Source organism: Mixta theicola (assembly GCF_002895925.1).
Classification (GTDB): Bacteria; Pseudomonadota; Gammaproteobacteria; order Enterobacterales; family Enterobacteriaceae; genus Mixta; species Mixta theicola.
On sequence record NZ_NWUO01000005.1, the window covers coordinates 223826 to 246790 of the forward strand.

The window sequence follows — 22965 nt, forward strand, 5'->3', positions numbered from 1 at the left end:
ACAGCGTTTTGTTGCGGTTCAGGCTGGGGTTTTATACAGGATTAAGCGTCGGAGAGACGCGCAGCAGACCACCGGGAAAGCCAGCCCCTTCCCGGTTGGTCAGAGGCTGTTTACCACAGTGCGCTTAGCGACGCGCCAGCAGCAGGCCGAGAACCAGCCCGGCGGCAGCGCCGATGCCAATACCCTGCCAGGGTTTGTCATGTACGTAGTCATCGGCACGACAGGCCGCCTGCTTAGCGCGGTAGTAGTAAGAATCAGAAGCCGCGCTGACGCGAGTCTTCACATCATGCAATGCCTGCTCCGCCTTCTCTTTCAGCTCAATATATTTCTGATCGGCCGGATCGCCGGAGGATTTCAGTACCTCTTCCAGCGTTTCGGTAAGCAGGGTCAAATCATCATCCAGGCGCGTTTCCTGTGGTTCACCGGCTACCTGTGGCTCATCCGCTAATAGCGGATCGCGCTTTTCTTGCGGGTCAGTTGATACAGCCATTTTCTTCCTCCGTGTAAATCACATGCATGTCCACTAACTATAGACACTTTTTATGTCCCTGCCTGAAGGCGCGCCCAGGAATTACCTGATTACGGCTGACGGAATTTCGTTGGTTTATATGATTAATCTGATAAATTCCTGTGAATCGAATTTTTGCCGCCTGCGTCTGTCGTAGCTGACTGTACCCCAGGCCCAGCCTGGGAAAGCAAATGGGTGAAGAAGCTCGACCACTACAAACTCGTTCAGCATAAGGAAATCGTTTCTGGCATGAATCGAAGAATGTTTATGAAAACCTCAATGGCATTCGCTGCGGTTAGCGGTATGTCCGGCTTATCCACGTTATTTGCGCAGTCCGCCTGGGCAGAAGATGGCATCGCAGACGGTACCGCGACGCGCTTCGACTTTGAGGTGCTGAAGAAAAAAGCCGCCGCGCTGGCGCAGCAGCCCTGGAGCGGCGCGCCTGGCCCGTTGCCGGATACGCTGGCAACCATGACGCCGCAGGCCTATAACGCCATTCAGTATGATGCTAACCATTCGCTCTGGAACGACATCGATAACCGGCAGCTGGACGTGCAGTTTTTTCACGTCGGTATGGGATTTAAGCGCCGTATCCGCATGTTTTCCGTTGATAAAAGCAGCCGCGAAGCGCGTGAGATCCACTTCCGCCCTGAGCTGTTTAACTATCAGAACACCAGCGTCGATACCAAACAGCTGGAAGGTAAAACCGATCTCGGCTTTGCCGGTTTTCGCGCGTTTAAAAAGCCGGAGCTGGCGCGGCGCGATATTGTCTCTTTCCTGGGCGCAAGCTATTTTCGCGCCGTGGATGAAACCTATCAGTACGGCCTGTCGGCGCGCGGCGTCGCGGTAAATACCTTTAGCAACGGTCAGGAAGAGTTTCCCGATTTCGTCGCCTTCTGGTTTGAGACGCCAAAAGCGGATGAGACCACTTTTACCGTTTATGCCCTGCTCGACGGCGCCAGCCTGACCGGCGCCTATAAGTTTGTTATCCACTGTGAGCCGAAGCGCGTGGTGATGGAGGTGGATAACCACCTGTACGCCCGTAAAGATATTCGCCAGCTGGGCATCGCGCCGATGACCAGCATGTTCAGCTGCGGCAACAGCGAACGCCGTATGTGCAACACCTATCATCCGCAAATTCATGACTCCGATCGCCTGGCGATGTGGAGCGGTAAAGGGGAATGGATTGCCCGTCCGCTGAATAATCCGCGTAAGCTGCAGTTTAACGCCTACGAGGATGAGAACCCGCGCGGCTTTGGCCTGCTGCAGCTGAATCATAATTTTGACGATTATCAGGATGTGATTGGCTGGTACGACAAACGGCCCAGCCTGTGGGTGGAGCCGCTCGGTAAATGGGGTAAAGGCGCCATCAATCTGATGGAGATCCCGACCACCGGTGAAACGCTGGATAACGTGGTCTGTTTCTGGCAGCCGGAGCAGCCGGTTAAAGCCGGTAGCGAACTCGCTTTCCAGTACAAGCTTTACTGGAGTGGCCTGCCGCCGGTGCGCAGCGAACTGGCGCGCGTTGAGGCAACCCGCTCCGGTATTGGCGGCTTCCCGGAAGGCTGGGCGCCGGGCGAGCATTTCCCGGATGTCTGGTGCCGTCGTTTTGCCGTTGATTTTGTCGATGGTGATCTGAAGAATGCCGCGCCGAAAGGCATTGAGCCGGTGATTACCGTATCAGCCGGCACCATTAAGCAGGTGGAGATCCTCTACGTAGAGCCGCTAAACGGCTATCGCATCCTGTTTGACTGGTATCCCACCAGCGATGCTACCGATCCGGTCGATATGCGCCTGTTCCTGCGCACCAAAGATGAAACGCTGAGTGAAACCTGGCTTTATCAATATTTCCCGCCGCCGCCGGACCAGCGGAAATATATTGATGACCGCCAGATGACGGTTAGCTAACCTGAGCGGCGAGGGAAACCTCGCCGTTTATCGTTAAACGTAAGTACTTTTTCCGCAGTTGTTCCTTTTAATATACTAAAGTAAAATAAGAAGATTAAATTTTAGCAAATGTATTAACAAGGAAAGTTATGGTTAATAAAATATATCCTCTTCCCTCTCTGCTGCAGAGAGCTGTCGGACGACCAGGGAAATCAAGCAATTTTCAGCTAGATGTCATGTGTGTACAGCATCTTTTTAATAAAATTCGTATGCCTGTGCAGTCTGCGTTTCCAGAGGATGGTAATTGCACCCAAACATTAATTAATAGTATCTGTCACTTTCAGTTAGTGCATTTAAGATTTAAGCATCCCGATGGAATCATTGAACCTTCTGGAAAAACTTTTTATGCTTTAGCGCAAAAAGCGCTTTCGGCACCTGCATACCAATCCCCTCCATTACCCTACCCTCAAAAGCTTCCTAAATTAACGCAGGCTCAGCTATTAGTAAATAATTATCTCAGGCGGTTTGGCTGTCTAATCAATAGTAGCGAATTAAGTAAATTATCATTAAAAGCATCAAGAATTAATGGCTCAGCTCTCTAACCGAAGACGACTATATTAATGCAGTAAGCTTATTAAATAATAAGGTCGAGAAAAACATTATCAAGGCTTTCGCCATCGTAGAATCTGGCGGACGATCCGGTTTTAACGAACAAAACTTACCAGTCATTGCTTTCGAAGGGCATGTTTTCAGAAAATATACCAACCGATTTTATGATTTTACACATCCGAATTTATCATATCCTTATAGTAAAAAGGCTGCTAAAAACTGGAGGCGCAATAATAAAAACCAAGCCTCCTCCTGGCAAACTTTGTCGGATGCATTTGATCTTAGCTCTGAAGCTGCATTAAAGTCCTGCTCATGGGGGATGTTCCAAATCATGGGATTCAACTATAAAAGTACCGGCTATGATGATATTTACAATTTTGTAAAGGCAATGAAAGAAAATGCCGGGAATCATTTACGATCTTTTTTAAATTTTTGCTCACAAAACCCTGCTCTTTTATCTGCTATGCAAAAAAAAGACTTTGTGAGTATGGCTGCAAATTATAATGGCATGGACTATGGTGATTATGATCAAAGAATTAAGCACGTATATGAAACTCTTTCAAAAAAATAACCTTCCCTTTCAGGCAATGGCTTTATTGTTATTGCCTTTAATTCCTCTTCAGAGCTGGGCTGCGGCTCAGTCAGGTATCTACGAAGCCTTAATGATTGCGGTGACACCTCAACATGAAGTGAAAGGTTTTTATCATCAACCGCCTGAAGATAATGCTAACCAACGTTGCGCATTCTGGTTTTATGGGAGGCTGGATACTAAAAATGCCGCACCGATTACTTCCTGGTCCATGCAAACTCTTACCGGCGATTTCCGGTTTCAGCATAAGCAAATCGAGCTGACATTGCCGCATGGTCAGCAGCATACAGGCTGTATGAACCATCTGCGTCCTGAAATTGAAACCGGTGAAAGCTGGTCCTTAACCCGGCAAACGAACTGGATTGACCTGGTTACGATACGTACGGATAAAGCGCATTTGTACAGGAAAAGTAATAGCCAGGCTCAGCATCGCGGCTATGTTATTAAAGGCGATACGCTCGGCTTAATTCAACGCGGCGCTGAGTGGTCGCAGGTTGAATATGTAAGCGATGCAGGTAATACGCTGTTAGCCTGGATTAAAAACAGCGATTACGTTTCTCTTCCTGCACAAGCTGCGGCATTACAATAAACAGCGGGTATCGGCTCATCTGAGCGCAACGGCGCAATGGCCCTTATACTGAATAGTTGGTATTCAACATGTTAAAAACAGTGAGGGAAAGATGAGCGATAAAAAACATTTTGTGACGCTGGTGGGCAGCCTGCGCAAAGGATCTTTTAACGCGGCGATAGCGCATACGCTGCCCGAACTGGCACCTGAAGGCGTGATCGTCAGCCATTTAGCATCGCCGGGCGATTTTCCTCTTTACAATGCCGATCTGCAGGAAGCAGGCTTTCCGGCGGCGGTATTAGCGATGGCCGAAGCGATTGCGCAAGCAGACGGCGTTATTATCGTGACGCCGGAATATAACTACTCGGTGCCGGGCGTGTTGAAAAATGCGCTCGACTGGCTGTCGCGTGTCTCACCAGCGCCTTTCGCCGGGAAGCCGGTGCTCATCCAGAGCGCTTCGCCAGGCACTATCGGCGGCGCGCGTGCGCAGTATCATCTGCGGCAGATTCTGGTGTTTTTTGATGCCCGCGTAATGAATAAACCGGAAGCGATGATTGGTCAGGTGACGGATAAGGTTAAAGACGGCGTGCTGACAGACGATGCGACCCGCATCTTCCTCAGCAGGCAGTTGCAGGCCTTTGCCGATTTTAGCCGCTAAATAACCGGCGGAGCATCGCGCTCCGTCTTTCCCGCGCTATTTCACCATATCGATATGCGGAATATTATCTTCCAGATAAATCTCGCCAACCGACTTAAAGCCCATCCGTGCGTAAAAACCCTGTAGATGCGCCTGCGCCGCAAGAGCCTGTTGACGGCCCGGCCAGTATTGCTCACAGCTCATCAGCACCTGTTCCATCAGGCGATAGCCAAGCTGCAATCCCCGCGCTTCACTGGTAACAATAACCCGCCCAATCTTTACCGGGCTGCCTGCATCCACCGGCGTTAAAAGGCGCGCGCAGGCCAGCATTCTTCCTTCCCCCAGGGCAAAAATATGACGGTTATCACGCACTAAATCCTGTCCGTCAATATCTTCATACGGGCACTGCTGCTCGACGATAAAGACGCGGCTACGCAGGGCCAGAATGTCATACAGCTGATGTTTATTCAGCTCGCTGTGATGCAAATCGTACCAGGTTAATTCCATCTTCCCGCCATCCCCCTTGGTTTTAGCCGGTTATCGCAGCCGGGCTGCTGTTTTTTGCGCCGGTAATGCGCATGTTGTTGACTTAATATAACCTCGCCACAGCGAGGAGCAAGACGGCGGCCTGCGTCATAAAAAATTACCGCCTAACCGCCGATTTTGATGCCATAAAAAAAGCCCTGTATCGCTACAGGGCTTTTTCATTATCGGCTGGCTTACATTAGCGGCTGCGCCAGCTGCACCAGGCTGATGAGCGGCTGCGGATAAACACCCAGCAGCAGCACCAGAATGGCCGAGATCAGCACCACGATGCCGCCCGCGGTAAACGCCCAGTTTGCTGGCGTATCACGGGTATGCAGCTCCGGCGGGCTCAGGTAAAGGCTGACGGTAACGCGCAGATAGTAGTAGAGGCCAATGGCGCTGCCGATTACCACCGCACCAGTCAGCCACCACAGCGAGGCGTTAACGCTCAGCGCGATCACGTAGAACTTACCAATAAAGCCCAGCGTCATCGGGATACCGGCCAGCGACAGCATCATCACCGTCATCACCGCCGACAGCACCGGACGATGCCAGAACAGGCCGCGATAGGAGTAAAGCGAGTCGGCGTCCGGGCCACGATACGGGCTGGACATCAGGCTCACGACGCCGAAGGCGCCGATGCTGCTGAACAGGTAACCGGCCAGGTAGACGCCAGCGGTTTCCAGCGACATTTGGTGTGACTGCACCGCAATCAGCGCAACCAGTAAATAACCCAGATGCGCGATAGAGGAGTAGCCCAGCAGACGCTTAATGTTGCTCTGGCCGATCGCCAGCAGGTTACCAAACAGGATGGAAACCACGGCGATAATCGCCAGCACATTGCGCATCGCTTCGCTGTCGGTCGCCGGCGCGTACATAAACAGACGCATCAGCGCGCCAAAAATGGCGATCTTGCTGGCGGTCGCCAGGAAAGTGGAAACCGGCGCAGGCGCGCCCTGATACACGTCCGGCGTCCAGAGATGGAACGGCACCAGCGACAGTTTAAAGCCCAGACCGATAATCATCATGCCGAGGCCCAACAGCATCAGCGGCTGATGCAGCATGCTGTCGCTCAGGTTTTTGCCCAGCTCGACAAAGCTCAGGCTGCCGGAATCGGCATACACCAGCGCCATACCAAACAGCAGGAAGGATGAGGCCGCCGCCGACAGAATGGTATATTTCAGCGCCGCCTCCAGCGAGCGTTTCTGACGGAAGGCGTAGCCGATCAAACCAAACAGCGGCAGCGACAGCAGTTCCACGCCGATAAACAGCGAGGCCATATGGTTGGCGCTCGCCAGTACCACGCCGCCCAGCGCGGCAATCAGCACCAGCAGGTAGAACTCGTCGCAGTTATCGCTGAAGCCCTGCAGCCACGGATAGGCAAAGGTGCAGGTCGCCAGGCTTGCCAGCATCACCAGCCCGGTATAGAACATCGAGAAACCATCAACGCGCAGCAGCGGCGTGACGTCCATCGGCCCTGCCTGGCCCACAAACCAGAGTGACAACAGCGCCAGGTTGAGGCCAATCACGGTCAGCGTTGCATTAGCAAAATGGTTGCGTCGCCACGCAATGGACAGCATCACAACCACCACCGTCAATCCGACGATCAACAGCGGCAGCAGTGCGATCAGTTGTTGAGGAGTTATTGTCATGGCGAATTACGGCCTTGTAGTTGAAATTGAAGCGGTAAACCACTGCTGAATGTTGCTCATGGCAGCGTGTGAGGTGTCCAGAATCGGCTGCGGATACACCCCAAGCAGCACCAGCAGAACCACCAGCACCATAATCATGATGAACTCACGCGCAGACATACCGCGCAGCGGTGTCTCTGACTTCGGCGCACCGTAATAGGCGCGCTGCATCATGATCAGCGAGTAAACGGAAGCAAACACCAGACCGAAGGTAGCGATAACGATAATCGTCGGCACCACCTGGAAGCTTCCGGTCAGAATCATAAATTCGCCAGCAAAGTTACCGGTGCCCGGCATCCCAAGGTTAGCCACCGCAAAGAACAGCGACAGCCCTGGGATCCATTTCAGTCGTGACCACAGACCGCCCATCTGACGCATATCACGCGTATGCAGGCGCTCATACAGCTGACCGCAGAGGATAAACAGCGCCGCCGCCGACAGGCCGTGCGCAATCATCTGCACCACCGCGCCCTGGAACGCCAGCTGGTTGCCGGTGTAAATGGCGATCAGCACGAAGCCCATATGGGAGACCGAGGTGTAGGCGATCAGGCGTTTAATATCGGTCTGTGAAAATGCCATCCACGCGCCGTAGAAAATACCGATAATCCCCAGCCACATGGCGATAGGTGCAAACTCCGCCGATGCGTTCGGGAACAGCGGCAGGCTGAAGCGCAGCAGACCGTAAGCGGCGGTTTTCAGCAGGATCCCGGCCAGATCCACGGAACCGGCGGTCGGTGCCTGACTGTGCGCATCCGGCAGCCAGCCGTGCAGCGGCACCACCGGCATTTTTACCGCGAAAGCGATAAAGAAGCCGAGCATCAGCAGATATTCAACTCCGTGCGACATCGGCGTGTGCAGCAGCACTTCATAGTTGAAGGTCCAGACGCCGGTTGCGCGGTAATGCACAAACACCAGGCCGAGAATGGCAATCAGCATCACCAGGCCGGATGACTGGGTATAAATAAAGAACTTGGTCGCGGCGGTAATTCGCGTTTTCCCGTCCGATGCCTTATGACCCCAGAGCGCGATGAGGAAGTACATCGGCACCAGCATCATTTCCCAGAAGAAGAAGAACAGGAACATGTCGATGGCAAGGAACACGCCGATAACGCCACCGAGGATCCACATCAGGTTGAGGTGGAAAAAGCCCTGATACTTTTCAATTTCATTCCAGGAGCAGAGCACCGCCATCAGGCCCAGCAGGCCGGTCAGCACCACCATCAGCAGCGACAGACCGTCCAGCGCCAGGTGGAACTCAATGCCGAAGCGCGGGATCCAGGGAACGGAGAAATCAGATTGCCACTGCGGAATGCCCGCCGCCTGGGTCAGTGAATAGCCTCCCTGCAACCAGAGCTGCAGTGAAAGCACCAGCGTCAAACCCATTGTAACCAGGGCGATCCAGCGTGGCGTCTTCGCGCCTAAGCGCTCAGCCAGCCAGCAGAGAAAGCCGCCGACAAATGGGATAACAATTAGCCAAGGTAATAACATGGCGGTTACGGTCCCTTTTCTAGTCCTGCATGAGCCGCCGGTAAATATGACCGGTCATGCCCAACCTCAGGTTTTTTCACAAGCTTATCGGTTGGGATGCGACGGCGCCGCATCCCGCTCACTAACCTTACATCACCAGCAGCAGCGCCAGCACCACAACGGCACCCACGCTCATGGAAGCCACATACCAGCGCAGATAGCCATTTTCGCTTACCGCCAGCCCTTTATTCGCCAGGCGTGAAACCAGAGCCGGCGTATTCAGCAGCGCATTCAGCGGATCGCGTGACAGCAGCCAGGCGATGCCCAAATAAGGCTTAACGAAAATTTTGTCATACAGCCAGTCGAAGCCCCAGGCGGCAAACCACCAGGTACCGAAGAAACGCCCCGGTGCGCTGCGCGCCACGCTGGTAACCAGCGAACGCTTGCCGAGCCAGAGCCAGGCGGCAATCAGGATGCCAACGATGGCAACCACGCCCGACGCAATTTCCAGCCCCATTTTGCCCGCTTCGCCATGTTCGCTTACCGGCAGTACGCCAGCCAGCGGCGGCGTGATCAGCGCGCCAATAAAGGTGGAAAGAACCAGCAGCACGATAAGCGGCAGATGATGCGTAATGCCTTTGCCCGCATGGGCATGAATTTTCTCTTCGCCGTGGAAGACGATAAAGATCATGCGGAAGGTATAAATCGAGGTCAGGAAAGCACCGACCAGCCCGGCAACCATTAGATTGACATGGCCGTTCGCCAGCGCGCCGAACAGGATTTCATCCTTACTGTAGAAGCCAGCGGTAACCAGCGGCAGCGCAGCCAGCGCCGCGCCGCCCACCAGGAAGCAGACATAAACCAGCGGGATGCTTTTACGCAGGCCGCCCATTTTGAAAATGTTCTGCTCGTGGTGGCAGGCCAGAATCACCGAACCTGAGGAAAGGAACAGCAGCGCTTTAAAGAAGGCGTGGGTCATCAGGTGGAAAATAGCGGCATCCCATGCCTGAACGCCCAGCGCCAGGAACATATAACCGATCTGACTCATGGTGGAATAGGCCAGCACGCGCTTAATATCGGTCTGCACCAGCGCCGCGAAGCCTGCCAGTACCAGCGTGACCGCGCCAATGATACCCACCAGATGCAGCACTTCCGGCGTCATCAGGAACAGGCCATGCGTACGGGCGATCAGATACACGCCAGCGGTCACCATAGTCGCCGCGTGGATCAGCGCCGAAACCGGCGTCGGACCCGCCATCGCGTCGGCAAGCCAGGTCTGCAGCGGCAGCTGCGCCGATTTACCGACCGCGCCGCCCAGCAGCATTAGCGTCGCCCACTGCAGCATATGGTTATCCGCAGCAAAGTGCGCCGGCGCCAGCTCGACCATTTCGCGGAAGTTCAGCGTGCCCAGCTCGTTGTAGAGAATGAACAGCGCAAACGCGAGGAACACATCACCCACGCGGGTAATGATAAAGGCCTTCATCGCCGCCTTGCCGTTATCCGGATTGGTGTAATAGAAACCAATCAGCAGATAAGAGCAGAGGCCCACGCCTTCCCAGCCGAGATACATCAACATCAGGTTATCGGCCAGCACCAGAACCACCATGCTGGCGATAAACAGGTTGGTATAGGCGAAGAAGCGCGAGTAGCCCTCTTCTCCGCGCATATACCAGGAGGCGAACATATGAATGAAGAAGCCGACCCCGGTCACCACCGACAGCATGGTGAAAGAGAGGCCGTCCAGCGTCAGGGTTACGCCAATATTAAAGTTACCGACCTGCATCCAGGTCCACAGCGCCTGGGTAAACGGCGCGCGGTCATGATTAAAAAAGTCGAGGCCGACCCAAATAGTGACCAGCGCCGCCAGGCCAATCGACCCGACGCCCACGGTAGCAGACAGATTTTCTGACCAGCGGCCGCGAGAAAACGCCAGCAGCAAAAAGCCGATCAGCGGAAGCAGTATGGTTAAGTAAAGAAGATTCATCCGCGCATCTCGCTCACTGTGTCAATGTTCAGGGTTTGACGACGGCGGTAGAGCTGCAGCAACAGCGCCAGGCCAATGCTGGCCTCCGCTGCGGCAAGGCTGATCGCCAGGATATACATCACCTGACCATCCGCCTGCCCCCAGTAGCTTCCCGCCACCACTAACGCCAGAGCCGAGGCGTTAATCATGATTTCCAGACCGATTAACATAAACAGCAGGTTACGACGCAGCACCAGCGACGTCAGTCCGAGGACAAACAGCACGGCTGCCAGAATCAGTCCATGTTGTAGAGGGATCATGCGCGCTCCTCCTTCGTTTTCGCAGCCGCCGCATCGCTGACGCGGTTGCTAAGCACTTCGCCATGACGATCTTCGCGCCCGATATGGAACGCGACCACCAGCCCCGCCAGCAGCAGCATTGATGCCAGTTCAACCGCCAGCACATAAGGGCCAAACAGGCTGATACCCACCGCTTTCGCATCGATAACCTTGCCGTCAATACCCTGGTCGTTAGCGGTCATAATGGCGTACACCATAACGATCAGCAGCAGCAGCGAAACCAGGCCCGGACCAATCCACAGCGAAGGCTGTAGCCACTGGCGCTCCTGATCTTCAACCGACTTGCCAAGGTTAAGCATCATCACCACGAAGACGAACAGCACCATGATGGCGCCGGCGTAAACGATAATCTCCAGCGCGCCGGCGAAGTAGGCGCCAAGCGAAAAGAAGACGCCGGCAATCGCCAGTAGCGAAACGATCAGGTACAGCAACGCATGTACCGGGTTGGTGTGGGTAATCACGCGTAGCGTGGTTAGCACCGCCACCAGACCACAAAGATAAAACGCAAATTCCATGCCTGGCTCCTTAAGGTAACAAGCCTTTGACGTCGATGGGTTTGGCTTCGTTTTCCGCTTCGCCCTTGTCTTTCCCTTCGATCGCCATGCCTGCCATACGGTAGAAGTTGTATTCCGGGTATTTGCCCGGCCCTGAAATCAGCAGGTCTTCTTTCTCGTACACCAGATCCTGACGTTTGAACTCGCCCAGCTCGAAATCCGGCGTTAGCTGGATTGCCGTAGTCGGGCAGGCCTCTTCACACATGCCGCAAAAAATGCAGCGTGAAAAGTTGATGCGGAAAAATTCCGGATACCAGCGGCCATCCACCGTTTCCGCCTTTTGCAGCGAAATACAGCTGACCGGACAGGCGACGGCGCACAGGTTGCACGCCACGCAGCGCTCTGCGCCATCCGGATCGCGCGTCAGTACAATACGTCCACGATAGCGGGGCGGCAGATAGACCGGCTCCTCCGGATACATCTGGGTTTCACGCTTCGCGAAGGCATGCAGGCTCATCATCCAGATACTGCGTACCTGGGTGCCGAAACCGACAATAATCTCTTTTAATGTCATGGTTACAACCCCTTTACTGCGCGTTGTACAGAATCACTGCGGCGGTAGCCAGCAGGTTCAACAGCGTCAACGGCAGACATACTTTCCAGCCGAAGGACATTACCTGGTCATAGCGCGGACGCGGCAGCGCAGCACGAATCAGAATAAACATCATCATGAAGAATGCCGTTTTAATGGCGAACCAGATAAAGGGCGGCAGCCACGGACCGTGCCAGCCGCCGAAAAACAGCGTAACAATCAGCGCGGAAACCGTGGTAATCGCCACATATTCACCCACGAAGAACAGGCCGAACTTCATGCCGGAATATTCGATGTGGTAACCATCCGCCAGCTCCTGCTCCGCTTCCGGCTGGTCAAACGGGTGACGGTGACACACCGCCACGCCCGCAATACAGAAGGTCACGAAGCCAAAGAACTGCGGGATAATGTTCCACAGGTGCGCCTGGTTGTTGACGATGTCATTCATGTTGAACGAGCCGGCCTGCGCCACTACGCCCATCAGCGACAGGCCGAGAAACACTTCGTAGCTCAGCGTCTGTGCAGAGGCACGCATCGCGCCCAGCAGGGAGTATTTGTTGTTACTCGCCCAGCCAGCGAACAGCACCGCGTACACCGCCAGCCCTGCCATCATCAGGAAGAACAGCAGCCCGATGTTGAGGTCGGTCACCATCCATGTCGGGCTGACCGGCACGATGGCGAACGCCAACAGCAGTGAAACGAAGGCGATGACCGGGGCCAGCGTAAAGATAAAGCGATCGGTGAACGGCGGAACCCAGTCCTCTTTAAAGAACATTTTGATCATGTCCGCCACCAGCTGCAGCGAGCCGCCCCAGCCGACACGGTTAGGCCCATATCGGTTCTGGAACAGACCGAGCAGACGGCGCTCGCCGAAGCTCATAAAGGCACCGCAGGAGACCACCACCAACAGAATGACGATCGCCTTAAGAATGCCCAGCAAAATATCGATAACGTCCGGTGTCAGCCAGCTCATTGTGCCGCCTCCCGCAGAGTGTCAATGTTGGCGCCCGACAGGAACGGCGGTACGCCCGGCATACCGAGCGGCAGCCCTACCTGCCCTGCCTGCAGCGCATCGGAGAAGCGAACAGGCAAACGCAGCGTTTCACCGCAGCAGCTGAACTCTACCGCCGCGCCGGCATTGACGCCGAGCGTGGCGGCATCGGCCGGGTTAATGACCAGGGCGGCCTGCGGCATACGCTGCTGGATAACCGGCGCGCGCTGTGTCATCTCTTCGCTGCCGAACAGATTGTAGTAAGGCGCAACGCGCCAGCCGCCGCGGCGGGCAAAGGCCGTTGGCACCTGGGTGAACCAGTCAAGCTGGCCCGCCGTCGCTTCGAACAACCGCACGCCCGGATCGCCGTTGCGCAGTTTGCCGCCCACCTCATCCTGGAACTTATTCCACGCCTGCGGCGAGTTCCAGCCTGGCGCCCAGGCGAAAGGGATCTCAGAGCGCGCCGCGCCGGGCTGGTTGTTCCCTTCCATTGAGAAGGTGAACATGGTGTCCATATCCTGCGGCTGACGCGGTTCATGCACACTGATATTGGCGCGCGCGGCGGTACGTCCGCTGGAACGATGCGGCGAACGCGACAGTTTCTGACCGCTAATGCGGAATGACGCGTCCGGCGCAGCATCTTTAATGCCTTTCAGCTGCGGCAGCGCGGCAACCACGGCGTCAATAACGTGATCCAGCTGCGTCCAGTCGACGTGACGGCTTTCCAGCGCGCTGTGCAGCGAATGTAGCCAGCGCCAGCTTTCCAGCATCACGATCGTTGAGTCGTAATAAGCGGGATCGTAAACCTGGAAGAAGCGCTGAGCGCGGCCCTCCTGGTTTATCAGCGTGCCGTCGCTCTCAGCAAAGCTGGCGCCTGACAGAATCAGACCCGCTTTTTCCATGGTTGCCGTACGCTGATGATCGACCACGATAATGTTGTCGGCGTTGCGCAGCGCGGCGTCCACCTTCGCTTTCGGCGCGTGACGATAGAGATCGTTTTCCAGAATCACCACTGCGTCGGCGCCGCCGTTTTCCAGCTGTTCCAGCGCATCGTCCAGCGTATTGCCGCCGATCATGCCAAGGCCAACGCTATTGGCCGCGGAGGCCAGCAGCGTAATGCCGACGTCGGCGCCGCGTCCTTTCAGCGCTTTGGCTACGTTAGCCGCCGCTTCGATCATCGCCTCGCTACCGGAATGCGTGCCGGAAATAATCAGCGGCTTCTTCGCACCGGCCAGCGCCTGGACAATAACGTCAAGTTTGCCGTTCAGGCTGCTGTCAAAATCGCTGACCGTCGGCGCGCCAGCGTCCAGCGCATGGGCGATAGCGAAGCCGAGACGCGCCTGATCTTCTACCGGCGCGCGATAGCTCCAGGCAGCAATATCATCAAGACGGGTTTCATCCACGTTGGTAACAAACAGCGGATGCTTCGCGTGCTGACCAATGTTCATGATCGCCGCGATTTGCCAGTCGGCCACTTTCTGTGCCGCCGCCATTTCACGCGCTTTGCCTTTTACCGCCTGACGCACGGAGAGCGCCACGCGCGCGCCGGTTTGGGTCAGATCTTCGCCCAGCACCAGCACCGCATCGTAGCTTTCAATTTCACGCAGCGCCGGCGTATGGATGCCGCCTTCGCGCAGCACTTTCAGCATTAGCTCCAGACGCGCCTGTTCGCCAGCCGGCATGCCGGTCGAGAAGTTAGCCGCGCCCACCAGTTCACGCAGCGCAAAGTTGCTTTCTACGCTGGCGCGCGGTGAGCCGATACCGATCACTTTTTTCGCCTGGCGCAGAATATCCGCCGCGCCCTGCATCGCCTGCTCGGCGTTTAACGCCACCCAATTATCGCCGCGACGCTGCATCGGCTGACGCGGACGATCTTTGCGGTTAACGTAGCCATAGCCAAAGCGGCCGCGGTCGCAGAGGAAATAGTGGTTAACGCTGCCGTTATAGCGGTTTTCGATACGGCGCAGTTCGCCATAGCGTTCGCCTGGGCTGGTGTTACAGCCGACGCTGCACTGCTGGCAGATGCTGGGCGCAAACTGCATATCCCATTTACGGTTATAGCGTTCGGAGTGGGTTTTATCGGTGAAAACGCCGGTCGGGCAGATTTCTACCAGGTTACCGGAGAACTCGCTTTCCAGCGTGCCATCTTCCGGGCGACCAAAATAGACGTTGTCATGCGCGCCATATACGCCCAGATCTTTGCCGTCCGCATAATCTTTGTAGTAACGCACGCAGCGGTAGCAGGCGATACAGCGGTTCATCTCATGGGAGATAAACGGCCCAAGATCCTGATTGCGGTGGGTACGCTTGGTGAAGCGATAGCGACGGAAGCTGTGGCCGGTCATCACCGTCATATCCTGCAGGTGACAGTTGCCGCCCTCTTCACATACCGGACAATCGTGCGGGTGGTTGGTCATCAGCCACTCGACCACGCTTTCACGGAACTCTTTCGCTTCGCCATCGTCGATAGAAATAAAGGTGCCGTCGGCAGCAGGCGTCATGCAGGACATGACGAGGCGACCGCGGGTATCCTCAGCGTTTTGGTATTGCTTTACCGCGCACTGGCGGCAGGCTCCCACGCTTCCCAGCGCCGGATGCCAGCAAAAATAAGGAATATCCAGGCCGAGGGAGAGACACGCCTGTAGCAGGTTGTCCGCCCCATCTACCTCATATTCTTTACCGTCTACATGAATTGTAGCCATAGTGAACATGCTTCCGTAAGGCTCGGATGTCCGAGCGTTAAACACAATTCTTTTTTACCCTTCGCCTTTCAGGCCGCAGCGGTGTTGGCTGCCTTCACTCACCGCGCTCACTTACCGATGTAAGCTCGCGGGATTCATTCAGTTGCCGCCTTGCTGCAACCTGAAATGCTTTGGGTAAACGCCCCTTCGCCCTCAGGCCGCAGCGGTGTTGGCTGCCTTCACTCACCGCGCTCACTTACCGATGTAAGCTCGCGGGATTCATTTTTTACCGCGCTTCTTTAAACAGAAGCGCTCCGCTGCGCCAGGCGCCAGGGTAAAGCAGCGCTAACCGTTTTCCGTTGCTGCTCTGTTTTACCAGCGCGCTTTCAGCAGGTTCGGCTGAATGCCGTTAATGGCACGCGTGTTACCAAACACCTGCGGCGCAATACCGGCTTCAAACTCTTCACGGAAATATTTGATCGCGCTTTGTAATGGCTCGACGGCACCTGGCGCATGGGCGCAAAAGGTTTTACCGGGGCCAAGCTGACGACAAAGCTGCTGCAGCGTTTCGATGTCTCCCGGCTGCCCTTTGCCCTGCTCCAGGGCGCGCAGGATTTTTACGCTCCACGGCAGGCCGTCGCGACATGGCGTACACCAACCGCAGGATTCACGGGCAAAAAACTCTTCCAGGTTGCGCACCAGCGAAACCATATTGATTTCGTGATCCACGGCCATCGCCAACGCGGTGCCCAGACGGCTGCCCGCTTTACCGATGCTGGCAAATTCCATCGGCAGATCAAGATGCTGCTCGGTCAGGAAATCGGTTCCTGCGCCGCCCGGCTGCCAGGCTTTAAACTTCAGCCCGTCGCGCATGCCGCCCGCATAATCTTCCAGAATTTCACGGGCCGTAATGCCGAACGGCAGCTCCCAGACGCCCGGGTTTTTTACCCGGCCGGAGAAGCCCATCATCTTGGTGCCGGCATCGTCGCTTTTCGACAGCCCCTTGTACCATTCCACGCCGTTAGCCAGGATAGCTGGCACGTTAGATAACGTTTCTACGTTATTAACGCAGGTCGGCTTGCCCCAGGCGCCGGCAGAGGCCGGGAATGGCGGCTTGGAACGCGGGTTCGCGCGGCGTCCTTCCAGCGAGTTAATCAGCGCCGTCTCTTCGCCGCAGATATAGCGGCCCGCGCCGGTATGCACGATCAGTTCGAAATCAAAGCCGGTGCCGAGAATATTTTTACCGAGGAAGCCCGCTTCGGTGGCCTCGGCGATAGCGCGACGCAAATGCACCGCCGCCTCAATATATTCGCCGCGCAGGAAGATATAGCCACGGTAGGCCTTCAGCGCAAAGGCGCTGATCAGCATCCCTTCCACCAGCTGGTGCGGCATCTGCTCCATTAGCAGGCGGTCTTTATAGGTGCCCGGCTCCATCTCATCGGCGTTACACAGCAGGTAACGGATGTTCATCGACTCGTCTTTCGGCATCAGGCTCCACTTCAGACCGGTGGAGAAGCCTGCGCCGCCGCGCCCTTTCAGGCCGGAATCTTTCACCAGCGCGACGATTTCGTCAGGCGCCAGGCCGGACAGCGCTTTTTCCGCGCCGGCATAGCCGTTTTTGCTGCGGTATTCGTCAAACCACACCGGCTGCTTGTCGTCACGCATACGCCAGGTCAGCGGATGCGTTTCCGCAGTACGAATGATCTCTTTCATTGTCATTGATACTGCTCCAGTAACGATGAAATACTTTCCGGCGTCAGGTGAACGTGCGTATCTTCATCCACCATCATCGTCGGGCCTTTATCACAGTTACCGAGACAGCAGGTCGGCAGCAGCGTGAAGCGGCCATCCGTCGTGGTCTGGCCAGGTTTGATATTCAGCGACTGCTCCAGCGCAGCCTGAATGCCCTGATAACCGGTGATGTGGCAAACCACGCTGTCGCAATAGCGGATCACGTGGCGGCCAACCGGCTGACGGAAAATTTGGCTGTAAAAGGTAGCCACCCCTTCAACATCGCTGGCAGGAATGCCTAACACCTCGGCAATGGCATTAATGGCACCATCCGGCACCCAGCCGCGCTGTTTCTGCACGATTTTCAGCGCTTCGATAGAGGCTGCGCGTGCATCTTCATAATGGTGTTTTTCATGCTCAATCGCGTCGCGTTCTGCCGCACTCAGCTCAAAGACCTCGGTCGGGTCGATCGTTTCGATGGCAATTTTTTGATCGTGCATAATTAGCGGTCCACGTCTGACATAACAAAATCGATACTACCCAGGTAAACGATCAGGTCGGATACCAGGCTGCCGCGGATCACCGATGGGATCTGCTGCAGGTGCGGGAAGCTTGGCGTACGAATACGCGTGCGATAGCTTACGGTGCTGCCGTCGCTGGTCAGGTAGTAGCTGTTGATCCCCTTGGTCGCTTCGATCATCTGGAAAGATTCGTTAGCGGGCATCACCGGTCCCCAGGAAACCTGCAGGAAGTGGGTGATCAGGGTTTCAATATGCTGCAGCGTGCGCTCTTTCGGCGGCGGCGTGGTCAGCGGATGATCGGCTTTAAACGGCCCGGCCGGCATGTTGTTCAGGCACTGCTCCAGAATGCGCAGGCTCTGACGCATCTCTTCCATTTTTAGCATCACGCGGGAGTAAGCGTCGCTAACGCCGTCGCCCACCGGGATCTCAAAGTCGAAGTTTTCATAGCCGGAATAGGGACGCCATTTGCGCACGTCAAAGTCGATGCCGGTGGCACGCAGGCCAGCGCCGGTAGTGCCCCAGGCCAGCGCCTCATCTTTTCCGTAGCACGCAATGCCTTTAGCACGTCCTACCAGCACGCTGTTTTTCAGCGCCACGGTTTCATATTCCTTCAGGCGCTTCGGCATCCAGTCGAGGAATTCACGCAGCAGGCGTTCCCAGCCTTTCGGCAGATCGTGTGCGACGCCGCCGATACGGAACCAGGCGGGATGCATACGGAAGCCGGTAATCGCTTCCACGACGTCATAAATTTTCTGACGGTCGGTGAAAGCAAAGAACACCGGCGACATGGCGCCAACGTCCTGAATAAAGGTGGAGATATAAAGCAGATGGCTGTTAATGCGGAACAGCTCGGAGAGCATCACGCGAATAACGTTAACGCGATCCGGCACTACGATGCCCGCCAGCTTTTCAACCGCCAGCACGTAAGGCATTTCATTAACGCAGCCGCCCAGATATTCCACGCGGTCGGTGTAAGGAATGTAGCTGTGCCAGGACTGGCGCTCGCCCATTTTTTCCGCACCGCGGTGGTGATAGCCAATATCAGGCACGCAGTCGACGATTTCTTCACCGTCCAGCTGCAAAATAATACGGAATGCCCCGTGCGCCGACGGGTGGTTTGGACCGAGGTTGAGGAACATAAAGTCCTCGTTTTCGGTGCCGCGCTTCATTCCCCACTCTTCCGGTTTGAAACGCAGCGCTTCCATCTCCAAATCCTCTTTCTGCCGGGTCAGCTCGTAAGGATTGAATTCAGTGGCGCGCGCCGGATAGTCTTTGCGCAGCGGATGGCCTTCCCAGGTGAGCGGCATCATGATGCGCGTCAGGTGCGGATGCCCATCAAAGGTGACGCCAAACATTTCCCAGGTTTCACGCTCATACCAGTTGGCATTCGGGAAAATTTTGGTCAGGGTCGGCAGATGCATGTCGTTTTCAGACAAAGCCACCTTGAGCATAATGTCGCGATTGCGCTCAATAGAAAGCAGATGGTAGAAAACGGAAAAATCCGCAGCGGGCAGCCCGTTACGGTGGGTACGCAGGCGTTCATCCGTGCCGTGCAGGTCATACAGCATCACATAAGGTTTTGGCAGCTTGCGCAGGAACTCCGCGATCTCCAGCAGCTGTTCACGCTTAACCCAAACGACCGGGATGCCGGTACGCGTCGGCTGGACGGTAAAGGCATCCGGTCCAAAACGGTTACGCAACTCGCCGATCACCGGATCGTCCAGGTGATCCTGGGTTTGCCATGCAGGCTGAGCGAGATCTTGCGTGGTCAAATCTGTCATACGTTACTCACCATTGGCCTGAAAACAGGCACGAAGTCGTTGGTGTCAGGATGAGGTGCGCGCGTTGGTTGGTCGTATTATTGCGCTGCGTATCAGGCCCCATCCATAAACTGTTGATTTAAATTTCGTCCGGGGTACGCAGGTTGGTTACCGCAATGCGATCGCCGCGCTTCCTTTCGCGCTCGGACTGCATATTGGCGCGATAAACGCCCTGATCGCCAACGACCCAGGAGAGCGGACGACGTTCTTTACCAATGGATTCCTGCAACAGTAACAGCGCCTGCATGTAGGCTTCCGGGCGCGGCGGGCAGCCAGGAATATACACATCCACCGGCAGGAATTTATCAACGCCCTGCACTACTGAGTAGATGTCATACATACCGCCTGAGTTGGCACAGGCGCCCATTGAGATCACCCATTTAGGCTCCAGCATCTGATCATACAAACGCTGAATAACCGGGGCCATTTTGGTGAATGGCGTACCGGCAACCACCATAAAGTCAGCCTGACGCGGCGAAGCACGAATAACTTCCGAACCAAAGCGGGCTACGTCATGCACCGAGGTAAAAGAGGTAGTCATTTCGACATAGCAACAGGAAAGGCCAAAGTTAAACGGCCACAGAGAGTTCTTACGCCCCCAGTTCACCATGTCATGCAGTGCGTTCTCCAGCTTGCCCATGTAAACGCTGCGGTGGACATGCTGCTCCAGTGGGTCGGAAACGATCTCCTGTTTCTGCAGGGGATAACGGTCATTCTCACCGTTGGGGTCTATGCGGGTGAGCGTATAGTCCATCTTAATGCCTCGCTGTTACTGCTTTTGAGGGTTGGTGTTAGTGACTTTACTGGTATCAACGTCTACGCGACGACGCGCAGGCGCCCAATCCAGCGCACCAATACGCACCAGATAAACCAGACCAGCCAACAGCACCAAAATGAAAATTGTGGCTTCCACAAAGCCGACCCAACCGCTTTCACGAATGGAAGTCGACCATGCATATAAAAAGAGGGCTTCTACGTCGAAGATAACGAAGAACATAGCCACCAGGTAGAACTTGGCAGAAAGGCGCAGATGCGTACTGCCAACCGGAGCGATCCCTGATTCAAACGGGGTGTTTTTATGACGGGCGCGGGCGCGACCGCCTAACAGCCAGCCGCCGGCCAGCATAAAGACGCATAGCCCAAAAGCGACAACGATAAAAACAGCGAATGCCCAGTGATGAGCGATAACTTCTGTGGTTGTTGACATACTCTCTGCTTACTCATCAAAAGTGGCGTTTAGCGTCCTGCGATGCCGATAGCGAAGAACACGCCACATTAATTCAAGGGAAGGATGAAAAACCTTATAAATTATGCTGTCATTAGGCTATAAGCAGCAATTTAATGGGGTTTTTTACCCCTTTCTATAACCTTTTGTCAACTTTGACAAAAGTATCCACACGTTAATTTACACTTGCATCATTTTATTAACATATGATGCGCAGTAATTAAGCTAAATCGAGTCAGTTAAAGAATGTAAATTAAGTGTAGTGGGTATTTGCACAGTTGGATCGCGCGTTTAACAAACATATTTTGACAGGAAAATGGCAGATTTCCTGCCCCTTAACAGGGTTATTTTTTTGATCCAGGACACACTTTTGCCCTTTTTGATAAAATAACAGACGATTCGGGTGCGCAATTTTTAGACAAGTGCGCAACGGCGGGCAGGCAAGGCGAAAGGGGCTCGCGCTCAAAAAGGCATTTCATTTTCACTGAGCGAGTTACGCCAAACCTGGCTAAAAAGGGGAAAAATGCGCAAGAAAAGATTAATAAAAAGGCCTCTTAACCCCAGAACGGGCTAAGAAGCCTTTTTTTAGCGTTTTTAAATAACAGCTATCATTCTAAATGAGAAAATATCTCATTTTTCCGTTATTCTTCTTCATCCAGTAACATCGCATCGCCCTGACCCGCTAAAGGCAGGTTGTACGGATCGTTACTGGATTCCATAGCGTTGAAAATAGCCAGCGCCAGTTCATTCTCGCTGTCCGGGTTGCGGCACAGCAGATATTGCGTATCCGGCAGCACCGGCAGGCCTTCAGCCGCGCCCATTACGCGCAGTTCCGGGCTCATCATTTCTACCGGACGTGCGGTAACGCCCAGGCCCGCCTTCACGGCAGCGCGAACCGCAGCCAGCGTGGAGGCAACATAAGAGATACGCCACGGAATACCGGCTTCATTCAGATGATCGATAGCCATATCGCGGTACGGGCTTGGCTCATCCAACAGCACCAGTGGAATTGCTTCGCCGCGCTGGAAAATATAATCCGCGGCGCAGTACCACAGCGTCGGTGAAGTACGCAGCACCTGATGAGTAAAGGAACCAGGGCTTGAAGTAGTCACCACCAGGTCAACTTCGCCCTGGTTCAGCATTTCCATCATAAACGGATTGCGCTTCACGCGTACGTCAATCGCCAGTTTCGGATAGACAGAAGTCACGCGGTTCAGCAGGAACGGCAGAATGGTATCTGACGTATCGTCGGACGCGCCGATAGTCAGAACGCCCTGCACGTTGCTGTACATCAGCGAAGTACAGGCCTCATCGTTAAAGCGCAAAATTTTGCGGGCATAACCGAGCAGCTGAATTCCGTGTTCGGTTAGCAGCTTGTTACGGCCATGACGGGCGAACAGTTCTTTGCCTACCAGCTGCTCCAGACGCTGCATCTGCTGGCTGACGGCCGACTGCGTTCGGCATACGGCGGCGGCGGCGGCGGCAAAGGTGTTGAGATCTGCTACTGCAACAAACGTTCTCAGCAGATCGAGATCGAGATTAAGTATCGGACGATTTGCATTAGTCATATTTTTCTTCACTTATAAGTTTTTAAGAACAACTACCCTGGTGTTACTTCCGCCGATCAAATGTCAGACGGAGATTAAGATGGCAATAATGACGTTTCCGAAAAGCCGGAAGCGACAGCTCAACATTGCATAAAGAAAAGCTGCTTTTCATAATACCGCTGGAGGAATGCATGCAAACCAGCCAGTGCCGCCGGTATTTAACGACTAAAACGTTCAGTGCCTGGGCGCTGCTACAGTGAACGCAAAAATGCGCCCTGCTTATTGATGGAAACCGCGCCAACTTCAGGCAAGTTAACTACGGGGCCGCTGGTTCATAACTTCGACATACTGCGTTTGCAAAATTGCACAGCGCAAAAAAACTAAAAATTCATCGGACTTAACCTTTACTGCCGCCGTTTTTACCGTTACTGCAGTCAGGCATGTTTGTTTTATCACAAAGTCCGTTGATGCGTATCCTGCCACAACGACGCCTAATTTTTAAGCCCCAATCGCATTTTTCTTATCAATAAAGCACCCTTTTAGCATTATTGTGCCTTTTT

General features: G+C 54.8%; 20 protein-coding genes and 1 pseudogene. 5 read left to right on the forward strand and 16 right to left on the reverse strand.

Annotated features, from left to right (window positions below):
• Window positions 1-124: 124 nt before the first annotated feature.
• Window positions 125-490 carry a stress response protein ElaB gene (gene elaB / locus COO59_RS09095; protein WP_103059476.1) on the reverse strand — a complete coding sequence of 122 codons (366 nt, stop codon included), beginning with the start codon at window positions 488-490 and terminating at the stop codon, window positions 125-127.
• A 267-nt stretch (window positions 491-757) separates the two neighbouring features.
• Here elaB and COO59_RS09100 point away from each other — a divergent pair, with 267 nt between their 5' ends.
• From COO59_RS09100 to COO59_RS09115, 5 genes are all read left to right on the forward strand, one after another.
• Complete coding sequence (locus tag COO59_RS09100) at window positions 758-2416, forward strand: glucan biosynthesis protein D (protein WP_103059477.1); 1659 nt, start codon at window positions 758-760, stop codon at window positions 2414-2416.
• A 128-nt stretch (window positions 2417-2544) separates the two neighbouring features.
• Window positions 2545-2997 carry a hypothetical protein gene (locus tag COO59_RS20785; RefSeq protein ID WP_133158598.1) on the forward strand — a complete coding sequence of 151 codons (453 nt, stop codon included), beginning with the start codon at window positions 2545-2547 and terminating at the stop codon, window positions 2995-2997.
• Window positions 2998-3071: 74 nt separating this feature from the next.
• Window positions 3072-3575, forward strand: a complete 504-nt coding sequence (locus COO59_RS09105) for an N-acetylmuramidase domain-containing protein (RefSeq protein ID WP_240614113.1) — start codon at window positions 3072-3074, stop codon at window positions 3573-3575.
• Complete coding sequence (locus COO59_RS09110; protein ID WP_133158599.1) at window positions 3529-4182, forward strand: hypothetical protein; 654 nt, start codon at window positions 3529-3531, stop codon at window positions 4180-4182. The genes COO59_RS09105 and COO59_RS09110 overlap by 47 nt, the downstream gene beginning before the upstream one ends.
• Window positions 4183-4273: 91 nt before the next feature.
• On the forward strand, window positions 4274-4819 hold the full coding sequence (locus COO59_RS09115) for an NADPH-dependent FMN reductase (protein WP_103059480.1): 546 nt from the start codon (window positions 4274-4276) through the stop codon (window positions 4817-4819).
• Window positions 4820-4855: 36 nt separating this feature from the next.
• Here the strand turns inward: COO59_RS09115 and COO59_RS09120 are convergent, their stop codons facing one another.
• The 15 genes and pseudogenes from COO59_RS09120 to lrhA form a co-directional block, all read right to left on the reverse strand.
• Window positions 4856-5305 carry a GNAT family N-acetyltransferase gene (locus COO59_RS09120; RefSeq protein ID WP_103059481.1) on the reverse strand — a complete coding sequence of 150 codons (450 nt, stop codon included), beginning with the start codon at window positions 5303-5305 and terminating at the stop codon, window positions 4856-4858.
• Between the two features lie 212 nt (window positions 5306-5517).
• Window positions 5518-6975: an NADH-quinone oxidoreductase subunit NuoN gene (gene nuoN / locus COO59_RS09125; RefSeq protein WP_103059482.1), complete on the reverse strand. Its 1458-nt coding sequence runs from the start codon at window positions 6973-6975 to the stop codon at window positions 5518-5520.
• A 6-nt stretch (window positions 6976-6981) separates the two neighbouring features.
• Complete coding sequence (nuoM, locus tag COO59_RS09130; protein ID WP_103059483.1) at window positions 6982-8502, reverse strand: NADH-quinone oxidoreductase subunit M; 1521 nt, start codon at window positions 8500-8502, stop codon at window positions 6982-6984.
• Between the two features lie 127 nt (window positions 8503-8629).
• Window positions 8630-10465 carry an NADH-quinone oxidoreductase subunit L gene (gene nuoL, locus COO59_RS09135; RefSeq protein ID WP_103059484.1) on the reverse strand — a complete coding sequence of 612 codons (1836 nt, stop codon included), beginning with the start codon at window positions 10463-10465 and terminating at the stop codon, window positions 8630-8632.
• Window positions 10462-10764 (reverse strand): NADH-quinone oxidoreductase subunit NuoK, encoded by a 303-nt coding sequence (nuoK, locus tag COO59_RS09140; protein WP_103059485.1) that lies wholly within the window; start codon window positions 10762-10764, stop codon window positions 10462-10464. The genes nuoL and nuoK overlap by 4 nt, the downstream gene beginning before the upstream one ends.
• The gene (nuoJ, locus tag COO59_RS09145) at window positions 10761-11318 is read right to left on the reverse strand and encodes an NADH-quinone oxidoreductase subunit J (RefSeq protein ID WP_103059486.1); all 558 of its coding nucleotides are present in this window, start codon (window positions 11316-11318) and stop codon (window positions 10761-10763) included. The genes nuoK and nuoJ overlap by 4 nt, the downstream gene beginning before the upstream one ends.
• A 10-nt stretch (window positions 11319-11328) precedes the next feature.
• Window positions 11329-11871, reverse strand: coding sequence for an NADH-quinone oxidoreductase subunit NuoI (nuoI, locus tag COO59_RS09150; RefSeq protein ID WP_103059487.1), 543 nt, complete (start codon window positions 11869-11871; stop codon window positions 11329-11331).
• Between the two features lie 13 nt (window positions 11872-11884).
• On the reverse strand, window positions 11885-12862 hold the full coding sequence (gene nuoH, locus COO59_RS09155; RefSeq protein ID WP_103059488.1) for an NADH-quinone oxidoreductase subunit NuoH: 978 nt from the start codon (window positions 12860-12862) through the stop codon (window positions 11885-11887).
• Window positions 12859-15582 carry an NADH-quinone oxidoreductase subunit NuoG gene (nuoG, locus tag COO59_RS09160; RefSeq protein WP_103059489.1) on the reverse strand — a complete coding sequence of 908 codons (2724 nt, stop codon included), beginning with the start codon at window positions 15580-15582 and terminating at the stop codon, window positions 12859-12861. The genes nuoH and nuoG overlap by 4 nt, the downstream gene beginning before the upstream one ends.
• Before the next feature lie 351 nt (window positions 15583-15933).
• Window positions 15934-17274 carry an NADH-quinone oxidoreductase subunit NuoF gene (gene nuoF, locus COO59_RS09165; protein ID WP_103059490.1) on the reverse strand — a complete coding sequence of 447 codons (1341 nt, stop codon included), beginning with the start codon at window positions 17272-17274 and terminating at the stop codon, window positions 15934-15936.
• 2 nt (window positions 17275-17276) lie between these two features.
• Window positions 17277-17820 (reverse strand): annotated as a pseudogene (gene nuoE / locus COO59_RS09170) (NADH-quinone oxidoreductase subunit NuoE).
• Window positions 17795-19594 (reverse strand): NADH-quinone oxidoreductase subunit C/D, encoded by a 1800-nt coding sequence (nuoC, locus tag COO59_RS09175; protein ID WP_103059492.1) that lies wholly within the window; start codon window positions 19592-19594, stop codon window positions 17795-17797. Before nuoC ends, nuoE begins: the two are co-directional and overlap by 26 nt.
• A 118-nt stretch (window positions 19595-19712) precedes the next feature.
• Window positions 19713-20387, reverse strand: a complete 675-nt coding sequence (locus COO59_RS09180; protein ID WP_085071019.1) for a NuoB/complex I 20 kDa subunit family protein — start codon at window positions 20385-20387, stop codon at window positions 19713-19715.
• Between the two features lie 15 nt (window positions 20388-20402).
• A complete protein-coding gene (locus COO59_RS09185; protein ID WP_103059493.1) occupies window positions 20403-20840 on the reverse strand; it encodes an NADH-quinone oxidoreductase subunit A in 438 nt (145 codons plus the stop codon).
• Between the two features lie 659 nt (window positions 20841-21499).
• Window positions 21500-22426: a transcriptional regulator LrhA gene (lrhA, locus tag COO59_RS09190; RefSeq protein WP_103059494.1), complete on the reverse strand. Its 927-nt coding sequence runs from the start codon at window positions 22424-22426 to the stop codon at window positions 21500-21502.
• Between the last annotated feature and the right edge of the window lie 539 nt (window positions 22427-22965).